21 protein-coding genes are annotated in these 22,494 nt (G+C 62.0%); 5 read left to right on the plus strand and 16 right to left on the minus strand.

The window, feature by feature from the left end:
- Positions 1-15: 15 nt before the first annotated feature.
- From XH84_RS22175 to XH84_RS22185, 3 genes are all read right to left on the minus strand, one after another.
- Positions 16-765 carry an SDR family NAD(P)-dependent oxidoreductase gene (locus tag XH84_RS22175; protein ID WP_128919725.1) on the minus strand — a complete coding sequence of 250 codons (750 nt, stop codon included), beginning with the start codon at positions 763-765 and terminating at the stop codon, positions 16-18.
- 356 nt (positions 766-1,121) lie between these two features.
- Positions 1,122-1,460, minus strand: coding sequence for a hypothetical protein (locus tag XH84_RS22180; RefSeq protein ID WP_128919726.1), 339 nt, complete (start codon positions 1,458-1,460; stop codon positions 1,122-1,124).
- A 154-nt stretch (positions 1,461-1,614) separates the two neighbouring features.
- The gene (locus XH84_RS22185) at positions 1,615-2,493 is read right to left on the minus strand and encodes a LysR family transcriptional regulator (RefSeq protein ID WP_128919727.1); all 879 of its coding nucleotides are present in this window, start codon (positions 2,491-2,493) and stop codon (positions 1,615-1,617) included.
- 110 nt (positions 2,494-2,603) lie between these two features.
- Between XH84_RS22185 and XH84_RS22190 the strand changes: the two genes are divergently transcribed.
- Both XH84_RS22190 and XH84_RS22195 read left to right on the plus strand, forming a co-directional pair.
- The gene (locus tag XH84_RS22190; RefSeq protein WP_128919728.1) at positions 2,604-2,837 is read left to right on the plus strand and encodes a hypothetical protein; all 234 of its coding nucleotides are present in this window, start codon (positions 2,604-2,606) and stop codon (positions 2,835-2,837) included.
- Positions 2,838-2,941: 104 nt separating this feature from the next.
- The gene (locus XH84_RS22195) at positions 2,942-4,114 is read left to right on the plus strand and encodes a patatin-like phospholipase family protein (protein WP_128919729.1); all 1,173 of its coding nucleotides are present in this window, start codon (positions 2,942-2,944) and stop codon (positions 4,112-4,114) included.
- A 22-nt stretch (positions 4,115-4,136) separates the two neighbouring features.
- Here the strand turns inward: XH84_RS22195 and XH84_RS22200 are convergent, their stop codons facing one another.
- On the minus strand, positions 4,137-4,535 hold the full coding sequence (locus tag XH84_RS22200) for a hypothetical protein (protein WP_128919730.1): 399 nt from the start codon (positions 4,533-4,535) through the stop codon (positions 4,137-4,139).
- Positions 4,532-5,467 (minus strand): alpha/beta fold hydrolase, encoded by a 936-nt coding sequence (locus XH84_RS22205; RefSeq protein WP_128919731.1) that lies wholly within the window; start codon positions 5,465-5,467, stop codon positions 4,532-4,534. Before XH84_RS22205 ends, XH84_RS22200 begins: the two co-directional genes overlap by 4 nt.
- A 214-nt stretch (positions 5,468-5,681) precedes the next feature.
- On the opposite strand from XH84_RS22205, the gene XH84_RS22210 reads away from it, so the two are divergent.
- On the plus strand, positions 5,682-6,578 hold the full coding sequence (locus tag XH84_RS22210; RefSeq protein WP_128919732.1) for an NmrA family NAD(P)-binding protein: 897 nt from the start codon (positions 5,682-5,684) through the stop codon (positions 6,576-6,578).
- A 1,531-nt stretch (positions 6,579-8,109) separates the two neighbouring features.
- Here the strand turns inward: XH84_RS22210 and XH84_RS22215 are convergent.
- Positions 8,110-8,571 carry a cupin domain-containing protein gene (locus tag XH84_RS22215; RefSeq protein WP_128919733.1) on the minus strand — a complete coding sequence of 154 codons (462 nt, stop codon included), beginning with the start codon at positions 8,569-8,571 and terminating at the stop codon, positions 8,110-8,112.
- Between the two features lie 322 nt (positions 8,572-8,893).
- Between XH84_RS22215 and XH84_RS22220 the strand changes: the two genes are divergently transcribed.
- Positions 8,894-9,094 carry a hypothetical protein gene (locus XH84_RS22220; RefSeq protein WP_128919734.1) on the plus strand — a complete coding sequence of 67 codons (201 nt, stop codon included), beginning with the start codon at positions 8,894-8,896 and terminating at the stop codon, positions 9,092-9,094.
- Between the two features lie 983 nt (positions 9,095-10,077).
- Here the strand turns inward: XH84_RS22220 and XH84_RS22225 are convergent.
- From XH84_RS22225 to XH84_RS40915, 9 genes are all read right to left on the minus strand, one after another.
- On the minus strand, positions 10,078-14,751 hold the full coding sequence (locus XH84_RS22225; protein ID WP_208757101.1) for an NACHT domain-containing protein: 4,674 nt from the start codon (positions 14,749-14,751) through the stop codon (positions 10,078-10,080).
- Positions 14,640-15,377: a hypothetical protein gene (locus XH84_RS40400; protein ID WP_206734130.1), complete on the minus strand. Its 738-nt coding sequence runs from the start codon at positions 15,375-15,377 to the stop codon at positions 14,640-14,642. The genes XH84_RS22225 and XH84_RS40400 overlap by 112 nt, the downstream gene beginning before the upstream one ends.
- Before the next feature lie 357 nt (positions 15,378-15,734).
- A complete protein-coding gene (locus tag XH84_RS40895) occupies positions 15,735-15,926 on the minus strand; it encodes a hypothetical protein (RefSeq protein WP_245471805.1) in 192 nt (63 codons plus the stop codon).
- Positions 15,923-16,309 carry a hypothetical protein gene (locus XH84_RS40900; protein WP_245471806.1) on the minus strand — a complete coding sequence of 129 codons (387 nt, stop codon included), beginning with the start codon at positions 16,307-16,309 and terminating at the stop codon, positions 15,923-15,925. The genes XH84_RS40895 and XH84_RS40900 overlap by 4 nt, the downstream gene beginning before the upstream one ends.
- 361 nt (positions 16,310-16,670) lie before the next feature.
- Positions 16,671-17,285: a hypothetical protein gene (locus tag XH84_RS40905; RefSeq protein ID WP_245471807.1), complete on the minus strand. Its 615-nt coding sequence runs from the start codon at positions 17,283-17,285 to the stop codon at positions 16,671-16,673.
- Between the two features lie 226 nt (positions 17,286-17,511).
- Positions 17,512-18,660 carry a YecA family protein gene (locus XH84_RS40910; RefSeq protein WP_164936288.1) on the minus strand — a complete coding sequence of 383 codons (1,149 nt, stop codon included), beginning with the start codon at positions 18,658-18,660 and terminating at the stop codon, positions 17,512-17,514.
- Positions 18,618-18,974 carry a hypothetical protein gene (locus tag XH84_RS39935; protein WP_164936289.1) on the minus strand — a complete coding sequence of 119 codons (357 nt, stop codon included), beginning with the start codon at positions 18,972-18,974 and terminating at the stop codon, positions 18,618-18,620. Before XH84_RS39935 ends, XH84_RS40910 begins: the two co-directional genes overlap by 43 nt.
- Entirely contained in the window at positions 18,971-19,174 is a 204-nt protein-coding gene (locus tag XH84_RS22240) for a hypothetical protein (protein ID WP_128919736.1), read from the minus strand. Before XH84_RS22240 ends, XH84_RS39935 begins: the two co-directional genes overlap by 4 nt.
- Before the next feature lie 316 nt (positions 19,175-19,490).
- Positions 19,491-19,670, minus strand: a complete 180-nt coding sequence (locus tag XH84_RS40915) for a hypothetical protein (protein WP_245471808.1) — start codon at positions 19,668-19,670, stop codon at positions 19,491-19,493.
- A 1,115-nt stretch (positions 19,671-20,785) separates the two neighbouring features.
- Between XH84_RS40915 and XH84_RS22250 the strand changes: the two genes are divergently transcribed.
- Positions 20,786-21,001 (plus strand): hypothetical protein, encoded by a 216-nt coding sequence (locus XH84_RS22250; protein ID WP_128919737.1) that lies wholly within the window; start codon positions 20,786-20,788, stop codon positions 20,999-21,001.
- Between the two features lie 852 nt (positions 21,002-21,853).
- On the opposite strand, the gene XH84_RS22255 is transcribed toward XH84_RS22250, so the two are convergent.
- The gene (locus tag XH84_RS22255) at positions 21,854-22,222 is read right to left on the minus strand and encodes a hypothetical protein (RefSeq protein WP_128919738.1); all 369 of its coding nucleotides are present in this window, start codon (positions 22,220-22,222) and stop codon (positions 21,854-21,856) included.
- Positions 22,223-22,494 lie beyond the last annotated feature (272 nt).

The raw sequence follows: 22,494 nt of genomic DNA on the forward strand, positions 1-22,494 counted from the left end.
ATGGTTATGGGCCTTTCAGAGTGCGCTCATGCCGCCATCCACCACGAGATCAACCCCGGCGACATAGCTGCTCTCGTCGGAGGCGAGAAACAGGGCGGCTGCTGCGATCTCCTCAGGACTTCCAAGCCGGTTAAGTGGGACGGCTCGGACGAAGTTAGCTCGGATCGCATCGGCGCCTTCCTTCGTTGCGGCTTGGGAATCGATAATCGGCGTGTCAACTGGCCCCGGGCTGATCGCGTTGACACGGATACCGCGATCCTTCAGCTCGGCCGTCCAGGTGCGCACGAAGGAACGGACGCTGGCCTTGGTCGCACTGTAGGCGGTGTAGCCGGGGATGCCTTTGAATGCTGCAATCGAGGAGATCACAATGATGGAGCCGCCATCACGGATCAACGAAAGCGCTTTCTGAACCGTGAGAAGCAAGCCCCGCACATTGATCCCGAAGGTCTTGTCGAAATTCGCTTCGGTCACATCGACCAGCCTCTCGGGCGCGATGAATCCGGCGTTAGCAACAAGGACGTCGATTCCGCCTTTTTCCTTGCCGATTCTGGCATAAAGGCGCGTGAGATCGTCGAGGGATTGTACGTCACCTGGTACTGCTGTGACATCGTGTCCGATCAGGTGGACTGCTTGTTTGAGCTCGCTCTGCCGGCGCCCTGTAATGTAGACATAAGCGCCTTCCTTTGCGAAGCGATGCGCTGTCGCCAAGCCGATGCCGCTGCTGCCGCCTGTGATGACGGCGACCTTACCCTGTAATTTGCGCATTGCTCTTTGCTCCTGTGTCAAGCCTGCCGGATTGGCGGTGGCGCTCAGGTAGCGGGGAGGCGGTCCGACCAGCTAGGCAGGTGGGATGAATAGACCTCATTCCGCGTTGGAATATTCGCAGGTACCGCGTCAGCGACCAAGCGAACAGCGTACTGATGTACGCCGTCCATTCTGTTGCGAACCTCATTAGGGTGCTCAAGCTGCGGTGATGGAACATTTGAGCCACGGCCCGAGGACGGTGACGCTGTCCGTTTTATTGGAGTCATAAGGGAGGCTAAAGGAGACCGCCGTTCTGGGAAGCGGGGGCGTGGGACCAGAGATTACTTCCATCGGGACTGATCGCTTCGCGACCCGGGTCAGCACCCGCGACAGATGATCAGCTTGCGGTCTAGCTCCTGGTCGAGCCGCTGTTGCTGACGCTCCGAGGCCGCGATGGCCTCAGCTGGGGATACGTCGGCTCGGCGCGGTTGGCGATGGCCAACCGGAGCAAGCCAGGGCAGGTGCGAGGTCAGCACCATGGACCGGGGCGCTGCAACGGCCGCCGTGGCGTCGGGATGATCTGCAGTCGTGCCAATCGGAAGATCAGGAAAGACGCTGGCAGGGTAGGTCGCATTTGCTGGGGAAAGCAGGCCGACGAGCACGAGAGCTGCGATGGCTTTCCGGGTTGAGCGCTTCAAGATCGGTATGCGGGACATGGCGACACTCCTTGGCAGGAGGCTCGAGATGAGCAACTCCGTTGTGTGTCACCGTACTCGTTCACCCGAAGCGCTGAATGCCGCCCGGGATCGAAGACATGCTCCTTCGTCTCATCCGCGGACGCCTCATGACCGTAGTGGCTGCTTCACTCGGTCATGCGTTGAACGCACGTTCGAAGAAGTTCACAAAAGCTCGCGCCTTCGCTGTCGCGGCGCGCCCGGTCGGAAGCACGGTCCACAGATCGAGGGCCGGGAGGCTCCATTCCGACAGGACTGCACGCACGGCTCCCGATCGTAGTTCGGGACTGAACATCCACTCCGACGCGATGGTGAGGCCAACATCGGCAAGCACCGCAGCTCTGACGCCCTCAGCAGCGGTCACCCGCAATCTGCTTTGAACGGTCACGGCCAATTCGGAGCTTTCGCGCCGAAACGACCAAATGCTGCCTTCCTGGAGATAGACGACCGCCTGATGCTTGCTTAGTTCACTTGGGGTCTTGGGCGGGCCCGCGCGATCGAAATAGGCAGGCGTCCCCAAGACCAGGCGCTTGCATCTTGCGATACGGCGGGCGGTCAGCGCCGAGTCCATCATCTTTCCCATCCGGAGAGCCACGTCGATGCCCTCCTGGACGAGGTCGATCTGACGGTCGTCCAGAACGACCTCGAGGTCCAGCTCCGGATGCTGCGCCAGAAATTTCGGCAAGAGCGGAATGAGGTGTATCCGGGCAAAGGTAACGGCGGCGCAGATGCGCAATCTGCCTTTCAGTCCGGCACTGGCCCCGCGCGCGGCGCGTTCGGCCTCGGCCGCTTCCTCAAGGGCGCGCCTGGCGCGCTCGAGATAACCGAGCCCGGCCTCCGTTGGGGTCAGGCCCCGCGTCGAGCGCGTCAGCAGCTTGACCCCGAGATACTCCTCGAGCTGCGCGACCGACTTTGAGACCGCCGGTTGTCCCACCCGAAGCTGCCGGGCCGCTCCGGAGAAAGACCCCGTTTCCACGACCCGCACGAACGTCTCCATCGAAGCCAGACGATCCATCCTATTCTCCGCAGGAATGAGCGATATCGCTCCGCTCTATCTGCCATGCCACGCGGAAATTGGCCATCTCTCCAGGCATCCGAGCAACTGCTCGGCAAAGGAGAGACGCGATGAGCACCCGTGAACACCCGATCGTGACGCTGGTCCGAAGCGTTGGTGCAGGCTTAAACCGTATGACTCGTGCGAAGGTGGTCGCGCTCCAAGCCATTCAGATCCTCAACGGGACGGCGAGGGATGCCCTGTTCGCATATGCGATGACGGGCAGCGCGGTCGCGGGTTTTGCTATCATTGCAGCGCCGCATCTGGAAACGCTTCTGCGCTGCACCTTCCATGGCCGGGGATGAGCGGGCTGCCGCGCGTGGCGCCTTCGGTAGTTGACACGGCCTCGCCAGGACATTGAATCAGGCGCGGCAAGGGCATGCCGACAAGCGGAACGAGGATGTCTCGAATGGAGCAACCGATCGAACGCCGGACAGCGGCGACCTCGCAGAACCGCGCACCGGACCGGGCCAGCCTTCCGGGCCAGGTCGTACTCGTGCTGCAGGGCGGCGGCGCATTGGGAGCCTACCAGGCCGGCGTGTACCAGGCGCTGCAAGAAGCTGGCATCGAGCCAGACTGGATCGTCGGCACATCTATCGGAGCGATCAACGCCGGCCTGATCGCCGGAAACGCACCGCAGGACCGGCTGCCACGCCTCATCGAATTCTGGAGCAGGGTGCAGCGCGCTCACCACTGGGACTTGCGGGGCATGTTGCCGGGATTCGCTGATCGATGGTCCTACTGGACCACGCTGGCGCAAGGCATACCCGGCTTCTTCAAGCCCAATCCATTAGCCCATGCAGGTGATCGCTACCCACTGGGAGCGGATCACGCTGGTTACTATTCGACAGCGCCGCTTGAGACCACTCTAGCCGAGCTCGTCGACTTCGATCTGATCAACAAGGGAAGCCCGCGCCTCACCGTCGGAGCGGCACACGTGCGCACCAGCCAGATGACCTATTTTGACAGCCGGCATTGCAAGCTCGACGCCAAGCACATCATGGCATCCGGCGCGCTGCCGCCGGCATTTCCGGCCGTCCGCGTCAACGGTGAGCTTTACTGGGACGGTGGTATCCTCTCTAACACGCCGACCGAGGTGGTGCTCGACGACAACCCGCGCAGGGACTCGCTGATCTTCACCGTCCACCTCTGGAATCCGGTAGGCGCCGAGCCGACCAGCATGGCCGAGGTCCTCAACCGCCATAAGGATGTCCAATATTCCAGCCGGATCGCAAGCCAGATCACGCGACACCAGCAAGCACATCGGTTGCGCCACGTCATCAATGAGCTCGTCGCGCGATTGCCGGACGCCGAGCGCGACAAGCCGGAGGTGCGCGAATTGATGAGCTATGGCTGCCAGACCCGGATGCACGTGGTGCAGCTGCTGGCTCCGCAACTCGACGACGAGGACCACACGAAGGACATCGATTTCAGCCCCGCCGGCATCAAACAGCGTTGGGACGCGGGCTACGCCCACACAATGGCTGTGCTCGCGCGAGAGCCCTGGGTCGGCCAGTTCGATCCGCTGTCGGGCGTGATCCTGCACGAGGCCGGAGAGTTCACGGCACTCGCCGCCAAGTAAGGTGAGGTGAGCGCCGAAAATTCTATCCGACACTGACGGGCAGCTGGTAGAGGCGCCCGGTTGCGTCGAGGTCCTCGACGCGCCATTCGCCGCCGATACCTTCGATGATCCACCTGAGCAGCGCCCACAAATCGGTGTCGACATTGGCGTCGTCCAAGGTCTCGAATGCATAGGGCAGGGCGTAAATCTCGATCCCGTCCGGAAAGGGCTCGCCGCTCCGTCCGATGAATACGAGTGCGTAGGTCATTCCGGAAGGCGCTCGCACGTACCCTGGCCTCGACAAAACTGTGGAATCCAGAGCGAAGCGACGCACGAAGAAATCCCGGAATTCGGGGTAGTGTCCGACCCGATCCTCGGTCAGCACCAGTGCCCTTCTTGTTCCATCCAGCGCAGGATTGTCGATGATTTCGATCTGCGTCATGACTGTCTCCTCTCGATGCGGTCGAGGAAACCGTTGATCTTCTGCGCGATCTCGGCACCGGAATCCTCCTGCAAGAAATGGCGCCCCGTCACCAGTTCGGGTCCTTCGGCATGCGGCACAAGTTCCTTAAAGCGCATCGCGAAGGTCTTGTAGTCGAACACTTCGTCCTCTCTGCCCCACACAAGAAGCGTCGGAAATTTCGACCGCCTCAGTTCGCGCTCAAGCCATTCGAAGCGCGAAAAGCCCCGCGCGCTCTCGTCGAGCGGAATCCAGCGCGGCCATGTCCACGTCAGAAGACGTGCCCCCGGATCCGGCAGTATGCCTTCGTAGATGCTTTGAGCCTCGGCAGCGAACTTCTTTCGATCCACCACGGACAAATACATGCCGCGGCCGGCGAGGGCATTGTGGCGGCCGAGAAGATACGGACCTACGACGGGCGCGTGCATCATCCGCCAAGGGAAAATCCGTTTGTGGAAATCGGCCGGAGGAAGCGGCCATGCCCAAGTGCTCATGATGACCAGAGCGCGCACGCGGTCGGGATTGGACAACGCAAAGCCCAAGCCCGTCGGGCCGCCCCAGTCGTGACAGACGATGGTGGCGTCCCGCACATCAAGCTGGCGCAGCAGGCTCGTTAGGTTCGCGATATGGCCGTCGAGAGTATGCGCCTGTTCGCGCACAGGCTTCTCAGAGAGCCCGAATCCGATCATGTCCGGAACGATGACACGTCGCCCGGCCGCAGTCAGCGGTTTCACGAACTTCCGGTACAGGAATCCCCATGCAGGATTGCCGTGCAGGAGAACCACTGGAGCACCCGCGCCTTCGTCGATGTAGTGCATGCGCAAGCCGTTGACGGGTCTGAACTTGGGTGCGTACGGCCATTCAACGTGTTCGAAGCGCGGGGGCAACACTTGCGTCCCTGCTGGTTCGTTCATTGCACTTTTCCTAATGATGCATGTTTTCCTAGAGGTGACGCGCTGGCTCTTACGATCTGGGCCGATAGCGAGCCACTCCTGATACGGTAATAAGTCTTATTCCATCGCGGAATAAGCTCACTGATCACCGGCTATTGATTGGTTCGCTCTATTGAATGATGATCATAAGCCAATAAACATGGATGGTTCTGAGACGCAGCGGAGAATTGCAAAAATGGGAAAGCCGAAATTCCTCATCACCGGCGCGACCGGCGATACTGGACGGAATGCGACACACAAGCTGCTCGAGCAGGGCTTCGATGTCCGTGCACTGGTCCACAAGGAGGACGAGCGATCCGCCAGGCTAAGCGCGGCCGGTGCCGAGATCGTGGTCGGCGATCTTCTCGATCTGGACCAGATCCGAAGCGCTCTCGACGGCGTAGCTGCAGCGTATTTCGTCTTTCCCATCCAGCCCGGATTGATCGAAGCAACCGTCTATTTCGCTCAAGCGGCGAAGGAGGCGGGTGTCAGTGCCGTCGTGAACATGTCGCAGATCTCCGCACGGCGAGAATCGAGGAGCCACGCCGCCCGCGACCATTGGATCGCCGAGCGCGTATTTGACTGGTCTGGCGTGCCGGTGACGCATCTGCGTCCGACATTTTTCGCGGAATGGCTGCTGTATCCGGGTAACCGCAACACCATCGTCGAAAGAGGGGTTATCGAAATGCCGCTTGGCGATGGGCGCCACGCGCCGATAGCCGCTGAGGATCAGGCGCGGCTTATTGCAAAAATCCTGACAAAACCGGAGCCTCATGCCGGAAAGACGTACTCCCTTCACGGCCCGATCGAGATGAACCAGGCAGGGATCGCCGCGGCGGTAAGTGAGATGCTCGGCCGGAAAATCACGTACCAGCCCATCACGATCCCGCAGTATCGAAAGCGCCTCGAGAGGGCGGGGCGGCCAGCGTTTTTGACGCAGCATCTCTGCGAGGTGGCCCTCGACTACCAGAACGGAATGTTCTCGGGCGAAGACGAGGTCATCGCGGAGGTGACGGGCAGAGCGCCAATGTCTGTCCACGAGTTCGTCAGGCAACACCAGGAGGCGTTCAAGTCAAATGATGCCGTTGCTTGATCCGCAATGCAATTGGTCTGACTGGTGCGCCCTCGAAGCCCAGGTTTGGCTTGTCGGGCACGACGTCATAGGAGCGGAACATCGGGCGCAGTGTGACTCGAGAGGGCATGCATGGTGCTATGAGCGCCCCGAGGTAAAAATTCCGACTGGACGAAAGCGCCGTTTTAGGCGGCTGCCTGATGCAGGGATCACGTAGCGGGGGATGGTTCGATGACCGCACGCACTCCAGGCCACGAACGCCCAGACCACTCGCGGTGACCCTGTGCTAACTCTATCATTACGACAAATGAGACTGTCCTTATCTCTGGAGCCGGCATGGCCGGTCCGACGCTTTCGTATTGGCTTGCTAGGGCGGGTCGAAGCCTATGATCGTGGAGAGCGCGCCGTCGATACCGACGCGCGTCTACGTGATCGAGTTTTGGTGGCGGCTGCGACGTCGCCGACCGAATGGGAATGTATAAAGACCTTGATCGCCTCGGCTATCGAATAAGAGGAGATGCACATCGTTGTGACCGAGCTAAGCGTAAGACTGGGTTCGGCACAACCATCTTCCGCGAGATATAAATGGAGGGCGCTTCGTCACGATCTCGCGTGGCGACCTCGCGCGCCTACTGCTAGAGAAAGCAAAGCCAGTCACGAAAATCATGTTCAGCGAGCGAATAATGGACCTTGGGCAGGATAGATGTCACGTCAAAGCGCAGTCATTCATGACGTTTAATCTTGCGATTGGCGCCCGCGGACAGGGACGGCGGCTCGAAACCGTCCTGCAAGCCACTCGCAGTCCTACTCGAGAGCCACGGGTGATTGACTCGTTGGTGAGCGGGGGTGAGGCTCGAACCCAGGGCGTGATTAGACTAGCGTTCTCCACCGGCTGAGCTACGCACCTATGGTAGGTAGGTGATGGCATTGCGGCAAAAAGCAGCGTCGAAGCGTGTATCCGGCCGGGGCTATTGCCGTTCCTCGTATCTGTTGCAGCGGCCATCGCCCAGCTGTACCCGGTTGATTTCCTGAAATGGTGGATCACAACGCAGGAGCGTATACACCTTGTAAGAGGGCGGGGGGACGCGCCAGCACAGATTCTGGCCCACGGGTATCTGGTACGTTTCCCCGTTTGCCAATGTATAGCTGCACGCGGCATTTGTGCTGTTCATTTTCGCCTCTGCGTAGGCCTGGGTGAGCGAGGTCACCGCGAGGAACATCGCCAATAATACACGCATTTTGTTCGTTCTCCGCACATCTGATCACAGATAGTAAAACTGGGATGCGGGCATCGCTGCAACAAGACAGCCCCAAGTCAAAAATTTCTGAAAAGCACGTCGGGAAAGTTACAAGCATGTGACGCGCAAGCCTCTCCGCTGTTAAGACCGTGCGCCTCGGCGGTCACCAGGTCGAGATCAGGTCAGGCTGAATGCACGGTGGTTCTCAATCTGCTCGTCCAATTTAGCCGATGACCTCTTCCGGCGAGACCGACTGCGCCAAGTCTGAGAATCCGGCGTCTGCAATGAGGGCCGCATATGGTAGCCGCTCAAGTCTATTTCGGTGTATCGGCCGGATTGACGAACTTGCGTCCGCTCGGTCCCGTGCCACTAACTTGGATCAACACAGGCTCGCGTACTTCGACGAAGTGGGCGACGTTTGCGGGCTCGGTGTAAAAGCTTCCAGCAGGAAGTTCTTTCAGCGATACCGGATCGAACTTTTCACCGTAACCGGTATACCAAGTTCCCGACAGAATCGTCACTTCCCGGGAGTCCGGGTGCGTATGTGGAGCAAGCTTGTACCCGGCAGGAAGCTTTAAACGGACCGTGTAGGGACCGGGCTTGGTTGGATCACCCTGCAGGTTTGTTTGCTCCATTCCTGGAAGTACCAAGCCGCCTTGCGGCATCCATTTCATTTCGGACGGCGCGAGCGCCATTACTCCAGGCGCGGCAGTTTGGGCTCCAGCAAGTGCGCTAATGCCCGCGGCTGCCAGAAGGCAGACCGAGGATACAAACATGTGGAGAGGCTTCCTCATAGGCTGCTCCCGTGACACTGCATTTGGTCAATGGGCCTTCCACGCACGACGTGGATCAAAAACACGGATTGTCTAATCCGCATTGATTTTTATCAGTCAACGTTGTTGACCGTCGGCTCATAGCCTGAGGCCGTGGATTTATTGCGATGTCGCTGTTTGGCCCTTCTCGGCCGCAACGGAACTCAGCTCTGAGTCCGTGATGAGTTGTAGAACGGACATTACGCGCCAAAACGAATGGCACGGGCTTTGAACCTCGCCGCCGTTCTCTCAGACCTACCTTAGGCTGGGGGAGCGGAGATTCCCCATGAAGCTTTTATTTGCATCTATATTTTTCACGGCTGCTCTGTTTGCCGCTGCAACCACCGTGCCGCCTTCACCGTCGATGAATTATGCAGCAACCGCCGGCATGGGTTCCTTGCACGATCTCCACCACACCATCGACACCAACAATCTTCCCAACGAGGACCTCGAGGATATGTCGCTGGTCTATTCGAACAATCACTAAACGCGAAGCGCGAGGTCGATCTTGTTCGACTACCGCGCGACGGCCGAACGCCGGGGCGGGGTCTGCATTAGCGGCGCCACCGTCGGACGTCGGTAAGGAAGGCTTCGCCGAAGCTGCGCTCTCGGCGCCTCTAAATGAATTTGATAGCCGCGCTTGCAAATTGCTCGGCTCACCGTGCTGTTGGCGCCAGCCAGCTCAGGTCCTGATTGGTCTCGGTTCTGATTGACCTTGCAGTTGCCGTTCAGCCTGTTCAGCGAGAAGAGCGTATTCCTCCGCCATCGTGATCAGCCGGGCTTTGGTCGCCGTGTCTCTTGTGCGTTCCGCTTTGGCGCGCGTCTGAGCCGCGCGTTGCAACCAATGGCTTGGGCTTGAGAGATCGTGCGACATTGGAGCTACGAGCTACCTCACGTTTTCGATCAACCGAGAGAAGTCTGCGATTCGGTTCCAAATGAGGCGTGGGCGCCTGCGCATGCGGGGTTGGCTAACTGCCGTTGACGCATTCGCGCCAATCAATTTAAAATGTTGAAAGCTCGGATTGGCAGAACTGCTGATGTGAAGAAGACCCGCGGCGGCGGTGATGATCAGTGTCCGGGCATACCTTGAGCAGCTTCTCGCGGCATACCGTTGGAATCCGCAGACCGACGAGGCGTCGTCGTGCGGAGACCTTCCGCGCGATGGACGAGATCGCGAGCCGTCGCTTCGCGCGAGAGGCCGTGCAGCACGCCGCCATGCTGGAGCGCCTCCGCGCCCGAGTCGGCGCTGCGCTGCAGCCGGCTGCGGCCACCGGCCCTGCGGCATGACCAAGGCTGCCGCGCGTCGGCCTCTCAGCGCCCGCACAGTGAGTTTTTCCGGTTGACGCCAACCACCCCTGCACCCGTTCTCGATCGCGGCGCCTGCGAGCTGCTGACCGGGACGGTGGCGGTACGGGGCTGGGCCACAGGGCGGCCGGATTCGGCGATGCCCCGCATCGATGGGTTCGGAATTCAGCCGGCGCCTGCCTTTCGGCGGGCCGCGATGCGCTCCTCAAGCGCACTTGCCAACGGTGTGCCGCATTGCATCAGGATGTCGACGACCGCGGTGAGTTCCGAGCTATCGAGCACCGTCGGCGAGACCGGCGCGCCAAGCAGTGCTTTGTCGATCCATTCGCACAGGCGCCGCCCGATCCCGTGATCAATCCAGAACTCGGAATTTGCGCCCTGAACCTGCCACCATGCCGCCACAGCACGGGCGATGAATGTCAGCCGGTTCGCGTGCGGCCCGATCTCCAGCAGTCCGAGGAACGCGATAGCGACAAACGTGGATCCGGCTGCCTGCTCAGCCAATTGCGTGAGTATGGGCAGGAGCGAGTCAGTGCGGGCGGCTCCAAGGGGATGGACGTAGCAGCGTGACCCTTGTCCAAAGTGGTGTTGCCCCATGAACATCGCGGCAATTGCTCCAGCAATGTGAAGCCCTGTGCCCGCGGAGCGCTTGGATGTGAGGTGGCGCCATGACGAGGTCGCCACAAGCCGCTGCGCCAGCCCCTCGCGGATCGATACGGCCATGTTGTCCGATACCGCGCCGACATTCAGCCACAAGTGATCCAATGCATGCAGCACGGCCTCCGCTGCATCGAAGAATCGCTCGTCGGGCAACTGGGCGAGGGGATCGAACGCGTACTCCTTGATACCCGCGTCTCCGATCGAGACCGCGCATGCAAGTGCGGCTGCGAAATAGGCGTTGTTCCATTCGAATGGTCGCTCGCTAGGTTCCTCATCCGGCCCACAGCCCACGCCGTTCGCGCCGGCAGTCCAAGGCCAGCAATGCCGCACCATCGCACATAGCACTTCGGGATCGGCCGTGCGCCAGAGTTCGACGGCAAGCGACAACCATGCAGCCGCTGCTGGCGCATGCAGCGCGAAAACGCGTGGTCTAGTAGGGGATCTTTTCCGTAGCGGCCGCGCGCTGCCCAGCGAGATTCTGCGTCGCTGTTTGGGCGGGTACGGATCCGGCAGTTCGGGGCATCCTGGCTCTGGCCCATCGCTTGCGAGCCAGCGCAGTTCTGCGTCAACGGCGCTCTGCAGCCTCGTCTTCTCGGCCGCCTTGCGCGCCGTCTCTTGCGCTTCATGGCGCGCACGATAGTCGTCGATGTTGCGGAAGTCGTTGTCGTCTCGATGTCGGAGGGCATGGATGGCAGATGCCAAGCCAAGGCGAACTAGTGATCGTGTGAGTTCCAGGCGCAATGGGCGCTGCGCTGCGACCTCGGCGCGGAGCACCGCTGCCATGCCTGTATCTGGTCTGGCCGCCAGGTGAAGCAGGCGACAAAGGTCCGCGGGATTAAGATCGTCGCGGTATGCGGACAGGAAACCTACGGCAGCGATCGCGGCCGCGTTGAATTGTAGTTGCTGCGGGGACCCGCGGTCGTTTGGATCGGGCTTCGCCGCCTGCGCCAACTGGGCGCGCGCCCAATCACCATGCACGGCCTTCAGCTCCGGCGATCCATCGCGCATCACCAGTGCAGCGACGATGAACCGCGTGCGCTCGACCCGCTCCTGCTCGTCCTTGTCCGGATCGTCCTGCGACGCTGACGCGTCGCGTGTCGCCCAGCGTACACCCAGCTCAAGAAGTTCAACCGAACAGGGCGGTTCGGTGAGGGCTAGCATGACTTGCCATTGAACCGCAGCCTCGTCGCCTCCAAGCTGCGCCTGCTCCGCGAACTCGTGGGCTAGCCGTGCTTCGTCGGCGGGCGGCACGTACTCGATGATTGCGCGGCCGCTGTCGTCCGTACCTCCCTGCACGTAGTTAGCAGGATTGAGCTGATTCAGCGCGCTCATGGCGGCGAACTTCGGATCGGCCATCGCGCAGCTTTCACTATCCGGCGCCCCGATTCGCGCCGCCTCGTCCCGCAGCGCCTTCGTCATCGCTTTGCGCACGTCCGCAGGCCCATTTACCCCGTAGTTGCTGAGCAGGAAGTCGAGTGGCCTGCGGCGCGAGGGGCGGCGCCGCAAGTTGTTCAACTGAACTGCGCTGGCGGGTTCAGGATGCACCCAGCCGATGGAGCTGCCGTCGGCATTGACGACGTCGTAGCCGTACCGCTGGCGATCCATCGCCAGCAACTCGGCCGATGCAGCGAACGGCCACAGGCACTCTCGCGTCTTAGGCCAATGCGACAGCAGCACATCGACCGCAACGAGTAGGTAAGCCGCCGGGGATCCTTCGGGGCCCAGAACGTCATCGATCACGGTCTGCACGGGCTCCCCGCGTTCGATGAGCAGGTGCGCCCACGCTTCCAAGGCCATCAGCGCCGACGCGGCGATATAGGCGTCCTGCGAGCGGGACCACATGTAGGATTGGCGCCAGGGGAACGAGCGCCGGCCGCTAGGAAGTGGAATCTCGATGCGGTTGTCGCCTGGCTCTCTGCCGCGAGCGCGTCGCCGTACAGCGTGCGCGATGACACCGCGCACCAGCCGCAGCCCTTCCGCCTTGTTCGCCTGAAGCAGATCAAAGAATGGTGCGCGCGCTGGCGACGCGGGGAAATACTCCAAATCCCACGCCGAGAAAACGTCCCGCAGCCGCGACCGTTCACGGTCTTCGTCGGCGTCCCCTTCGGGCAAGGCTTCCAGAAACAGGTCGGCTACGGCTCGCGGCGCTGCTTGGGGCGCAGTGCCCATAAACGGCAGCAGCTTGCGGAATAGAACGTGCCGATGCGGATGGGCAGTAACTCCCTGAAGATAGGACTCGGCGTCGGTTGGACGCAGCTTGCACCACAGAAGAAATGTCGTCCGAAGGTCGCTTTCCTGCGCCTCAGTCATCGACAATCCAGGTGCGTTCTTGGCAGCCAGCCACGTGTTGAAGTCGGACCCCGTCGGGTGGTTCTTCGCCTCGACCTCGACCAGCCACGCATATACGCGCTGAACCAGTAATGGCGACAACGCATCATGCCCCGCATAAGCGATGCACCAACGACCATAGAGGTCGACGAACTGCGGCACCGCGGCGTGCGGCAGCCGGTCCCCGATCGTGACCGACCAGACGATCAAGTTGAGCCACGCCGGACCTCGAGGCGCGACGATGTCGTCGGTGAGTTTGGTCGTGTCGAAACCAACTGCTGACAGGAGTGGCGCGGCCGGTTGGGAGTGGACGGTGATGGCCGCGCGGACCAGATCGGCAAGCAGTTCGGCCTTGTTCGCGGCCAGTGCCGGCAAGCAGCGATTCAGCACCTCGTCTGCCCGCTCCGAACGCGCGAGGGCGAGAAAGACAGCGCGTCTCCATGAGCCGTGCGCGCCGGGCGCGCTCACCCGATCAAGCAGAGCCCGCCATGCCGTAGCATCGGTGCCCAACTCCGCGTGCAAGCGGGCGGCGAGTTCCACGCCGCGCAACAGACGCACCGGCGCCGGGCTCCCCAGCTCGATTGCGGCGACGTGCTCCGGCTCCTCATACAGCAGGCAACCGATCGCCCAGTCGCGCAGCACATCGTGCTCGGGCTCGACGCGAACGGAGCTGAGCGCACGGAGTGATCCGCTTTCGGTCAGCGCTGTGACTGCATCCGCCGGTGACGTGCTGGTGTCCATCGGAGCCGACGAAGCCAGCGAATGCACGGCCAGTGACCGAAGTACGCGGCGCCGCTCCAAGCGACCTGCCGCATCTGCACCATCGCCCGTCGTCCACCACTGCCACGCCATCTGCGCTTCGCTGAACGGCGGAGCGTCCTTCGCCGGCACGCTGCGCGCCAGCCGATTCAGGCGATACAGGTTACGCACGAGCTTCTCGGCTGGATGCCCGGGCCGTAGCAGCGCGGCGAGGGCAAGATTGGCGCCCCGAAGCCAGGTCACCTCGTCGTCGTCGAGCTCCTCGATGACCAACGGCGGCGCTTCGCCGAGATCCTGCAGCGCCTGTGCCGGCAGCCACGCGCGCGCATCGGCGTCGAAGTCCAGTCGCGCTGTGATCACGACGCGGAAGGCGCGCACCTGAGCCGCGGCACGAATCAGGTCCGCGACGGTGGCCCGCTGCCCTGGGTCGTCGAAGCGGTCGAGGCCGTCGATGAACAGCGTGCCACCGCCGTCGCCTGCCAGGTCGGTCAGGAACTCGCGGGCGTTCGCGTCGCAACCGAGCTGCGCTTGCAGCGTCGCCCATCCGCCTGCTGGGACACGATGCGGAGCCACAACTACAACGCGGGACTCGGCGCCAATGCGCTGCGCAAGATCCTTAAGCACCCCCGACTTGCCGACGCCGCCGGCGCCCCGGATTTCAAGGTAGCGGGCCTGGTCAAGCGCAGCGAGTGCTGCGGCAACATGGCCGCCACGATCGATAGCCACGCCGTGTACGTGCGAGCTGATGGTGGCGAGCGTGTTCTCCGCGCCTTCGGCAAGCCGTTCACGCGCGAGATGCAAGCGGCGGTCGCCAGCCAGCCGGTAGGCGCGCTCGGCGGTGAGTCGCTCGCGAAGCGCGGGGGCGTCCAGGTCCCCGCCAGCGGCATCGACATGCAACGCGATCTGTTGCAGCGAGTCCCACAGTTCGCCCGCTCGACCCGCGTCCTGCGCCGCGAGTAGCAGCGCGCAGCGCTCGCGGGCTAGCTGCGCGCAAACCGAGCCGGGCTGCTCGAAGTCGAATGCGAGCACCTGGAAGCGAGATAGCAATCGCCACACGGATGCATCATCATGCGCCGCGCCGGCCGTGCGCATGTGACCGCAAATGCTTCGACGAAATCGCGCATCTCCTGGTGCGCGGCACCGGGCTGCGTCAGTCGACCGAAAAATCCTTCGGCGTCCTGGTACTCGCGTGCCCACTTCAGCACATTCTGGATAGGCTGCTCGATCTTGGTGGACGTGCGGCCGATCGCCACCGCGAGCTCATAGCGCGTCGTGTTGAACTCCGGCTTGGTCGCTGTCCGGCAGGCCGGCGCGACCACGTCGGCGAAAACCGGGTCGCTCGCCGTGAAGGCAATCGTGCGCTTCGCCTGCAGTTCGAGCGTGGCCGGGTGCCCTTGGCGATCGTGGCCGGTGACGATGACGTCGTCCATGGGGTGGCCGAGGCCGGCTCGTTGGAACGCCACCCGCGCAACCACGACGCCCGGAAGTCCGCGCGCCTCACCACCCGACAGCAGGGGCAGTAGATACTGCGCGCCGACGTGTCCCTCCAGCAGAGCGCCGGAAGGTCCAGCCGCGGCCGGACTGGCGACGGCGGGCGCGTCATCGACACGGCGAGGCGTGCGTGTGCGCTTGGCCCCCAACGCTCCGGATTTCTTGGCGGTGGCTTTCTTGCTCTTGGGTGGGGACTTCGAGGATCGGGTCTTACGCGATCGCGCCATGTGCGTCTGTCATTCCTGCGGCGCCCGCCATCAGCGTCAGATTCGCTCGGCGCGCAACAGGTGCTTATAGGGTCTGTCGTGGGGCAGGGGAAGCGTGGGCGCTCGCACAACGTGGGGGGCGGACCGGGCTATTCCAGCCCCTTCAGCAGCTCTCGGACTAGGTCGACGGCATGGCGCAGCGGGTGCCGGCGTGGCGCTACGGCCAGCCCATTCACCAGCATCACGCACAGCGCGGATCCCAAGGCGTGCAGGGCCAGCTCAGTGCCCGGCGCAGCTTGCGGCCACTAAAGTGTCAAACCCGCGCCCGACCTGCGCCCAGGGAGCTCGCGGCGCTGCATTGAGGGCCTGTGAGCCGGTTTAGCGGCTCAAAAGATTCTCAATGGCTGCCGCTACTGTTTCGAGAGCATTTATGGCGCCATCCATGACGAAATCGAGCGCCCGCCCATAGCCCGCGTTGACGTTTGCTGTGTCGAAACCAAGCTGCTGGAGGGTTGGCAGGCATTTCTCCATGGCCTCGTGCGCATCGGCGATTCTGAGATCATTGTTCAAGAAAAGGGTGCCATGGCTTCATTGCGGTCCTTCCAGCCCTCGCGCTCTCCATTTGAGGCAAAGGCATCGCTTGCCTCCTCATGAACATTCAAGCTTTGAATGATGTTGAGCAAGGCCTGCAGTAGCTTGAGGCTCGCGAGGTCCTTTACATCCGCTCTCGGACACCCGGCGCACACCAACAATGACTTGAGGTAGCCGTTGGGAACCCGTTGCCAAACGTCGTGCAAGCTCTTGCACCGAGCCAGGAACATCTGCTGTGTCATGTCCAATGGTGCGACCTGGGCCAACCGACCGAGCGCCGGATAGGCCATCCAACCATTGGCCGCCACCTCTGCGCGATCAAAACCCGTCAGCTCTACTGCCGACTTTTGTAGCCCCACCATTGCGCCGAGAGCGGAAAGGCCGTCACCCTATCGTAGAAGCACATCGAGCAGCCGCTGAACCTTGGCGACCACATGTTATTCATTCAGGTTCAAATGTGCCAAGTCGGCCGGATCGACCGCGAATGATCGGGCATGCAGGATCTCGCGATCTGCTCGCGCATCGGGACTTGAATCAGATTTCTTCCGATCCGACGGCAATCAGTGAAGCTCCACTGCCCTCTGTATGAAGGGCTGCTGTGCCACTGCTCCCATACATAGGTCGGCATCGAGTCCTAGAAGGTGCTCTGCTCGTACTTCTGAAGAAGCCGATCGTCGAGGTAGACCAAATCATGCCCCACGATGGCATCTGCGCGCGCGTGGGTCATCGGTTGAGCATCTCCGGGCCATGAATGCCGTCAGCAGTCTGTTCTGGACAGAGTTCTGGTCTTACTGCCTCTACCGAAGCCCAGAGCTGCAGCAGAAGTCCGCCTTTGTGCTCGCGAATGTCCAGTTCGTACCAGGCAACACCCTCGGCGGGCTTTAGGACAACCTGAGACTTCTCGCCCATAAGAGCGCGGACGTCCGGAATATCCGGCAACTGGACTGAGTAGTAGAACACCCGCACACCCCGAGCGCCACGTAGCCAAAGGTAGCGACGGAGGTACTCATTCGACATGCGCCAGCTGACGGCTCGCTTCAAGTTCCAGTGGTATTCACTCGATACCTCACCCTCAGCCACGCCGAACTCTGGAAGCCCCAAGTCATCGTAGACCAGACGCTGCTGATCATTGCCGACGCAGCGAGGGGTCAGTCCGAGAGTCATCCAGACCTTCTCAGCTAGGTTGAACGTGTAGAACGAGCCGTCACCCCACGCCGCGACGATGTAGTCATGACCAGAGATTGACGGAGAAAACACCGCCGAGCACCCGCACTCGTCTGGAATAGGGACCGAGTACTCGACTACGCCATTACTTGCTTCAGAGAGCACTTCGACCATCTGCCCCAGGAACTACAGCCATGAGCAAATGCAGATGTTCGGCGTCCGCTCCACGCGGATCGGTCTCCTGCTTGGACGCCACCTCCACAAACAGGCTTGGCGACAGGCCGACGGGTTCCAGCAGGCCGCGCAGCCTTGGCGGCATGACATGAACCGGGAGGGGAAACGCGCTTAGATAATCAAATGGCATGGTTCTTAGTGTTCCTAGCTTTGCCCAGTGGCGTCTCTATCGCTCTAGGCAGCATCTCTTGTACTTCAGCCCGCTACCGCACGGGCATAGGTCATTGCGGCCGATCTTGCCTGACGTCGCTAGTTTGCTGGGACGCGGAGGTGGCACGAACTGGGTCACCCGGTCGTTATGCTGGCAAAGGTGCGGCGTGCTGAAGAAATTCCAGTCCTTGTTCTGCTCCTCGTAGTAGGCCCTCATCTCTTGCGTCCACGTCTCGCACGGCATGAGGATGAAATCCTCTGCATTGGTGCCCCCCGAGAACTTTGGTGCGTCGATGCCGATGCCGATCACCTTCAGGAGATGCGTGAATTTGTTCTTTGCCGCTCCGCATGCGATCTCAAGCACAGCCCGGCGCTTCTCTCGATAGTCTGGCTCCCCACGGTACGCATCGGGGGCGCGCAGTTGCAGTAAGACGTAAGCGACATTCGGCTGGTATGACGGCAGGAACGTGACTTGCCGGGCGAATTGGCCGGTGCTGTCGGGAAATCGATCAGCCGCCGTCAGCATCTTCTCTGCAAGGCCGCGACGCATGAAGCGCGGCTCCTTCACCATCTCATAGATGGCGCTCTCGCCGCGAAAAATGTTGGAGTTTCCGCCGAGCCTCCCATCCAGACTGTTTTGGCACGTGCGCTGAATCAGCTCGTCCCAGAAGTACGAGATGCGATCCACTTTCTTCGTGTTCTTGTAGACCTCGGTTTGGATGAGGTCGTGCCATTCGCCTTCGCCGACCATGAGGCCGTTGACGGCCTCATCCTTCATCCCGATCACATGGCGCTTCTGACCCTCGTCGTAGTTCAGCAGGTAGTGGCCGAGAAGGTCTTCCTCTCCGCAATAGGTCAGATAGTCGAAGGCTGAAGCGGCCCGCACTTTTTCGTCGAGATACGCCGAAAGGTCGCTGACCGTATCAAGCTCACCCAGCACGATAGGCATGTTGTGGCTGTCCAGGATGTGGACCGGGTTGCGCCTGTCGATTTCGATATGGAAGGGATCGGTAGGACCGCCAGCGGTTTCGGTGTAGGTGATGGCGAGACTGCCATAGATGTTGTCCGGGGACGCACGCTCGCATGCCTCTTTGGCGCCGTGCGCGACGATGATCTTGTGAATCACAGCCTTTTCCGCATCGATGCCGAGGGGGAACAGCTCCATTGTTCGAGCATCCAAATAGATCGGTCTCCCGCTGCGGATGTAGCGTTCCGCGCCGTTCTCACCTGACGATCGATGACGTTGCGCTTCCATCGATCCCACACGACGTTCGGATTCTTGTCAGGTCCTTCTGGCAGCTCGTTCTCGCGGTCGAAGAAGATGAAGACGTAGTTGCCGAAGACAGCGAGCAGGTCGCACAGCTCGTGCCCGTCGTCCTTGAATGGATTGGGATAGCTCCACAGCTTGAGGAAGGACCTCTCGCAGAAATCGGCAAGCATCCGTTCCGTTTCCGTTACGCCGGCCGATTTTTTGTTCACAGACCACCTTCTCTTTCTCCCGTTTTTCCGGGCCACTCGGGGAGTGTGCCCATCGGTCCGAGCACGGCTTCGACGATGTCCGGTGCAGCGACCTCACGTTGAAATTGTCCGGCCCAACGGTGCAGCCCGACGTCCACAGCTTCTTCGAAGGTGAACTTGGTCTTACGGGGAATGTTGTCTTGTGTGATGGGAGGGGTCACGCTAACGTGCCTTTCGTGGTTGCAGAAGGCGCGAGACCGCCTTCGAAGATCAAATGGCCACGGAAAGCCGAGCCCGCCTGCGAAGTGTGCTCGGTTTTCCATGTGCGCTCGCGGAGTCGCGAACACACTCGGCATTGTTGTGCTTTTGCTGAGGGTCGCGCAAGGTAGCGCGATGCAGTTGCCAAAGTTATCCATCCCGTAAGATTGCGGCAGTCACCGCTGATATCGATCCGCCCGGTTCGAGTGGCTCATCGCCCCGTAGGCCTTTGCTAGCGCCTCGGCGTCATGTCTGTCCTTACGCCTGCCACGCACATCTTTAAACCGTGCCCTTGGCCTCCTCGATCGACGCGGCATCGCCGAACGGTGGGACCGGCAGGGTCACCGTCCAGAACCGGGGGCCCGGTGAGCGGTCGCTGGCATAGGGGACGCGGCCGATCGGCTGACCGTCCTCAAGGACGAGGCCGTCGTCTGGGTCGATCAGGCGGAGGGTGAGCATTCGATTTTCCCGGAGGCCGATGATCAATCCTTCACAGCACCGCACCTCAACCGCCTAGTGGCGCGGCGATGAGATTATGATCTCCACTCATCTTGCCGCACTGTTGAAATCGCTGACTTGAACGGCGGACTTGTCGCTCAGCGAAACACCTGCGCGAAGAGTCCCTCGAGCGGCACCGGGCCGCCCGGCAGGACCGGAACGAGCGCTAGGCGGAGTCGGGCCGTCGCCTGGTTGTAATTCATGAAATCCTTGCCCTGGACGAAGGCGTCCTTCCGGCGCGCCTGGTAGCCCTGATTGAAGGCCTGCAGCTTCCCGGCGCGGCGGAGCTCCTCCAGGAGCCGATCGAGTCGTCGGATTCCCTCCCGGCACGCGCGAGCGCGGTTGCGTGGGGCGTCAGCGTCACCCGGAGTTCGGCCGCGGCTTGGAGCAAGGCGTCCGTCATGGTGGCAGCATCAGGTCTGACGCCGGCCGCGGCTCGAGCTCGGCGGGCGATCTCATCGGCCTGGTCCGCGGGAACCCACCACACTGCGCCCGCGGCCTGATCGGCGCCAACGCGGAGGTGGGCCGTGCGGTCGTGGTTCGCGGTGAGACTGATGGCGCTGGCGCCGGCGGCGCGAAGGTAGGTGAGCACATCGCGGTCTCGAGGCGATGCGCAAGGCCCGGTGAAGAGCCTTGCGCCTGGTGCGCGATCATGTATTCCGATGCTCGCCATTGAATCGCGCCTCCTGCCGGTGGGTCTACCGTATGGGAGGAGTGCATGGAAGGTTCGTACAACAGGTGGCGGCCGTCGCAGGCCGAAACCGCATCCCTGCGCACCACGCGTTTGATTCCTACGGAGACGTGGTGCCCGCTCGATGGGCCACCGCCTGAGTATGTCCCCGAGCGCTGGGACGGTGTCCACTGCGGCCTGCGGCTCTGCGACGCCTTCAAGACGTTGCGGGCGCTCCCGCTGATCATCCGCGGGCAGCGATTCCGCTCCGGATATTGGCCGCAACACGAATATGATTGGGTCGACCTGCTGGCACAGCAGGAGAGCGACGTTCAGGTCAAGGAGTCCGTCGCCAACGAGCACAACCGTTCACGGGTGCATTCCACGGCGTCGGAGGATCTCGCGGATGGACACAGCGTTGTGCTGGGCGGGTCGCTATCTCGTCGACGCCGAGGACCGGCGCGTGGTGCAACGGGTGGCGCTGTTACGGTCGCACGACATGGACTTGGAAGAGATCGCGCGGCGCGTTCGGATCGGCTTGCACATGTTGCGCGTACGCTATCGGCTGGCGCTCGACATGATCGCCGGCGGGCTGAGGCGGGACTACACGCCGGTGTTCTAGACCCAAGGGTCGCGCGAGAAAACCAATTGAAACGTAGGCCTATTGTGGCCTAGCGGAATTGCCCTTGTCGGAAGCCCCTATAAAAATAGGAAAAAGCTACTTGACGGAGAAGTCGTGTGGTCCTGGCCGTCGTTGCTACGGTCAAGCCTTGCGAAGATGCGAGCGAGCCCAACCGGGCGGACTGCATCATCCAATTCGCGGGGCGAGGGAGGCCAGAAGGAAAGTTCGGCTCCCGGGAGATCACGGCATAAGCCGTCCGACCATCGCGCAGGGAAGGCCGAGTGATCGGCACCACCTGTATGCTGCTGTGCGGTTCTTCCTGCGTGTGCATTTTCGCGCAGCGGACCGCGGGTGCGAGCTGGCACCCGGCCTTCCCTGCGCCTTCTTGGCTTTGAGAGGGTGGAGACCCAAGCAAAGCTCGGGCGAAACGCGCCGCGAGGCCGAAGAGGCATGTCTGCGATAGAAGCGTGGCAAAACCCCTATGACCGTCACCCTGAGGTGCGCGCTCTGCGGCGCATCGCGCCGCGGAGCAAGCCTCGAAGGGCGACGGCCCGGCTGTATCGCGGCCGTCCATCCTTCGAGGCTCCGCTCACGATGCTTCGCATCGCAAGCCTCGCACCTCAGGATGACGGAATTGAAAGTCTCGTCGTTGCGCTCGCAGTGGAGGCGGTATGCACCACACTCTCCACTCGTGCCTCGGACGCAGCGCAGCGTTCCCGGCGATGCGAAGCATCGTCCGGGTGGACGGTGCGCTGCAGAGCCGGGGCCCATCCATCCGCATTGTGCCGTGTCGCCCCGGCTCTGCGCCGCAACGCTCAACGCGTTGCGGCTTGTCCGGGATACGAGTCAGACTCACCACGCAATCGGAATCCGCTGCGCAAATCCGCCCAGATCGGAGTCGGGGCTGAGCGGCTGCCGGTCGAGCGGCCGGTTGTTGTTGCTGCGTGCGAAGGAGGCGCCGGGCGGGAAGGCATAGTCGGTGAACTTGCGCTCGCCGGGGAGCACCTCGGTCCCGCCGTCAAGCCACGATCGCCTGCTGACATAGATGCGCGTACGCGGACCGGATTGATAGGAACGATTGGGGCCGCGCGGGCCGTACTCGTAAACCGCGTCCTGGGCCGCTCGCGGCGGCTCGCGCCTGCCGGCGGTGGCGGGATGAGCGGCGAAGGTCGAGGCGAGGAGGGCGACCAGCACCGCTCGGGTCGTGACAAGCGCGTTCATCGGACAACATCCTGTGCGAGTTCCTGATGCGGCCGCCTCTCGCACCAGCTTAAGAACCTGTAAAGAATCCCGGCGTTGCGCGATGTTGCTGAACCTCCGCTTGGGCAAGTGCCGGCGCGGCAGCTTCGAGGCGGCTCGGTCGCTGCTCACAATGCGTGCGGTCATTGCGGGCCGAGGCGCACGCGCTGCCGATCGACCAATCAAATTCAACGACCGGAAACAATACAGCAATCTCCAGGCCACACCGCGGCCACAGCCGTCTCGTTTCAGAG

The sequence above is a fragment of the Bradyrhizobium nanningense genome (assembly GCF_004114535.1).
Lineage (GTDB): Bacteria > Pseudomonadota > Alphaproteobacteria > Rhizobiales > Xanthobacteraceae > Bradyrhizobium > Bradyrhizobium nanningense.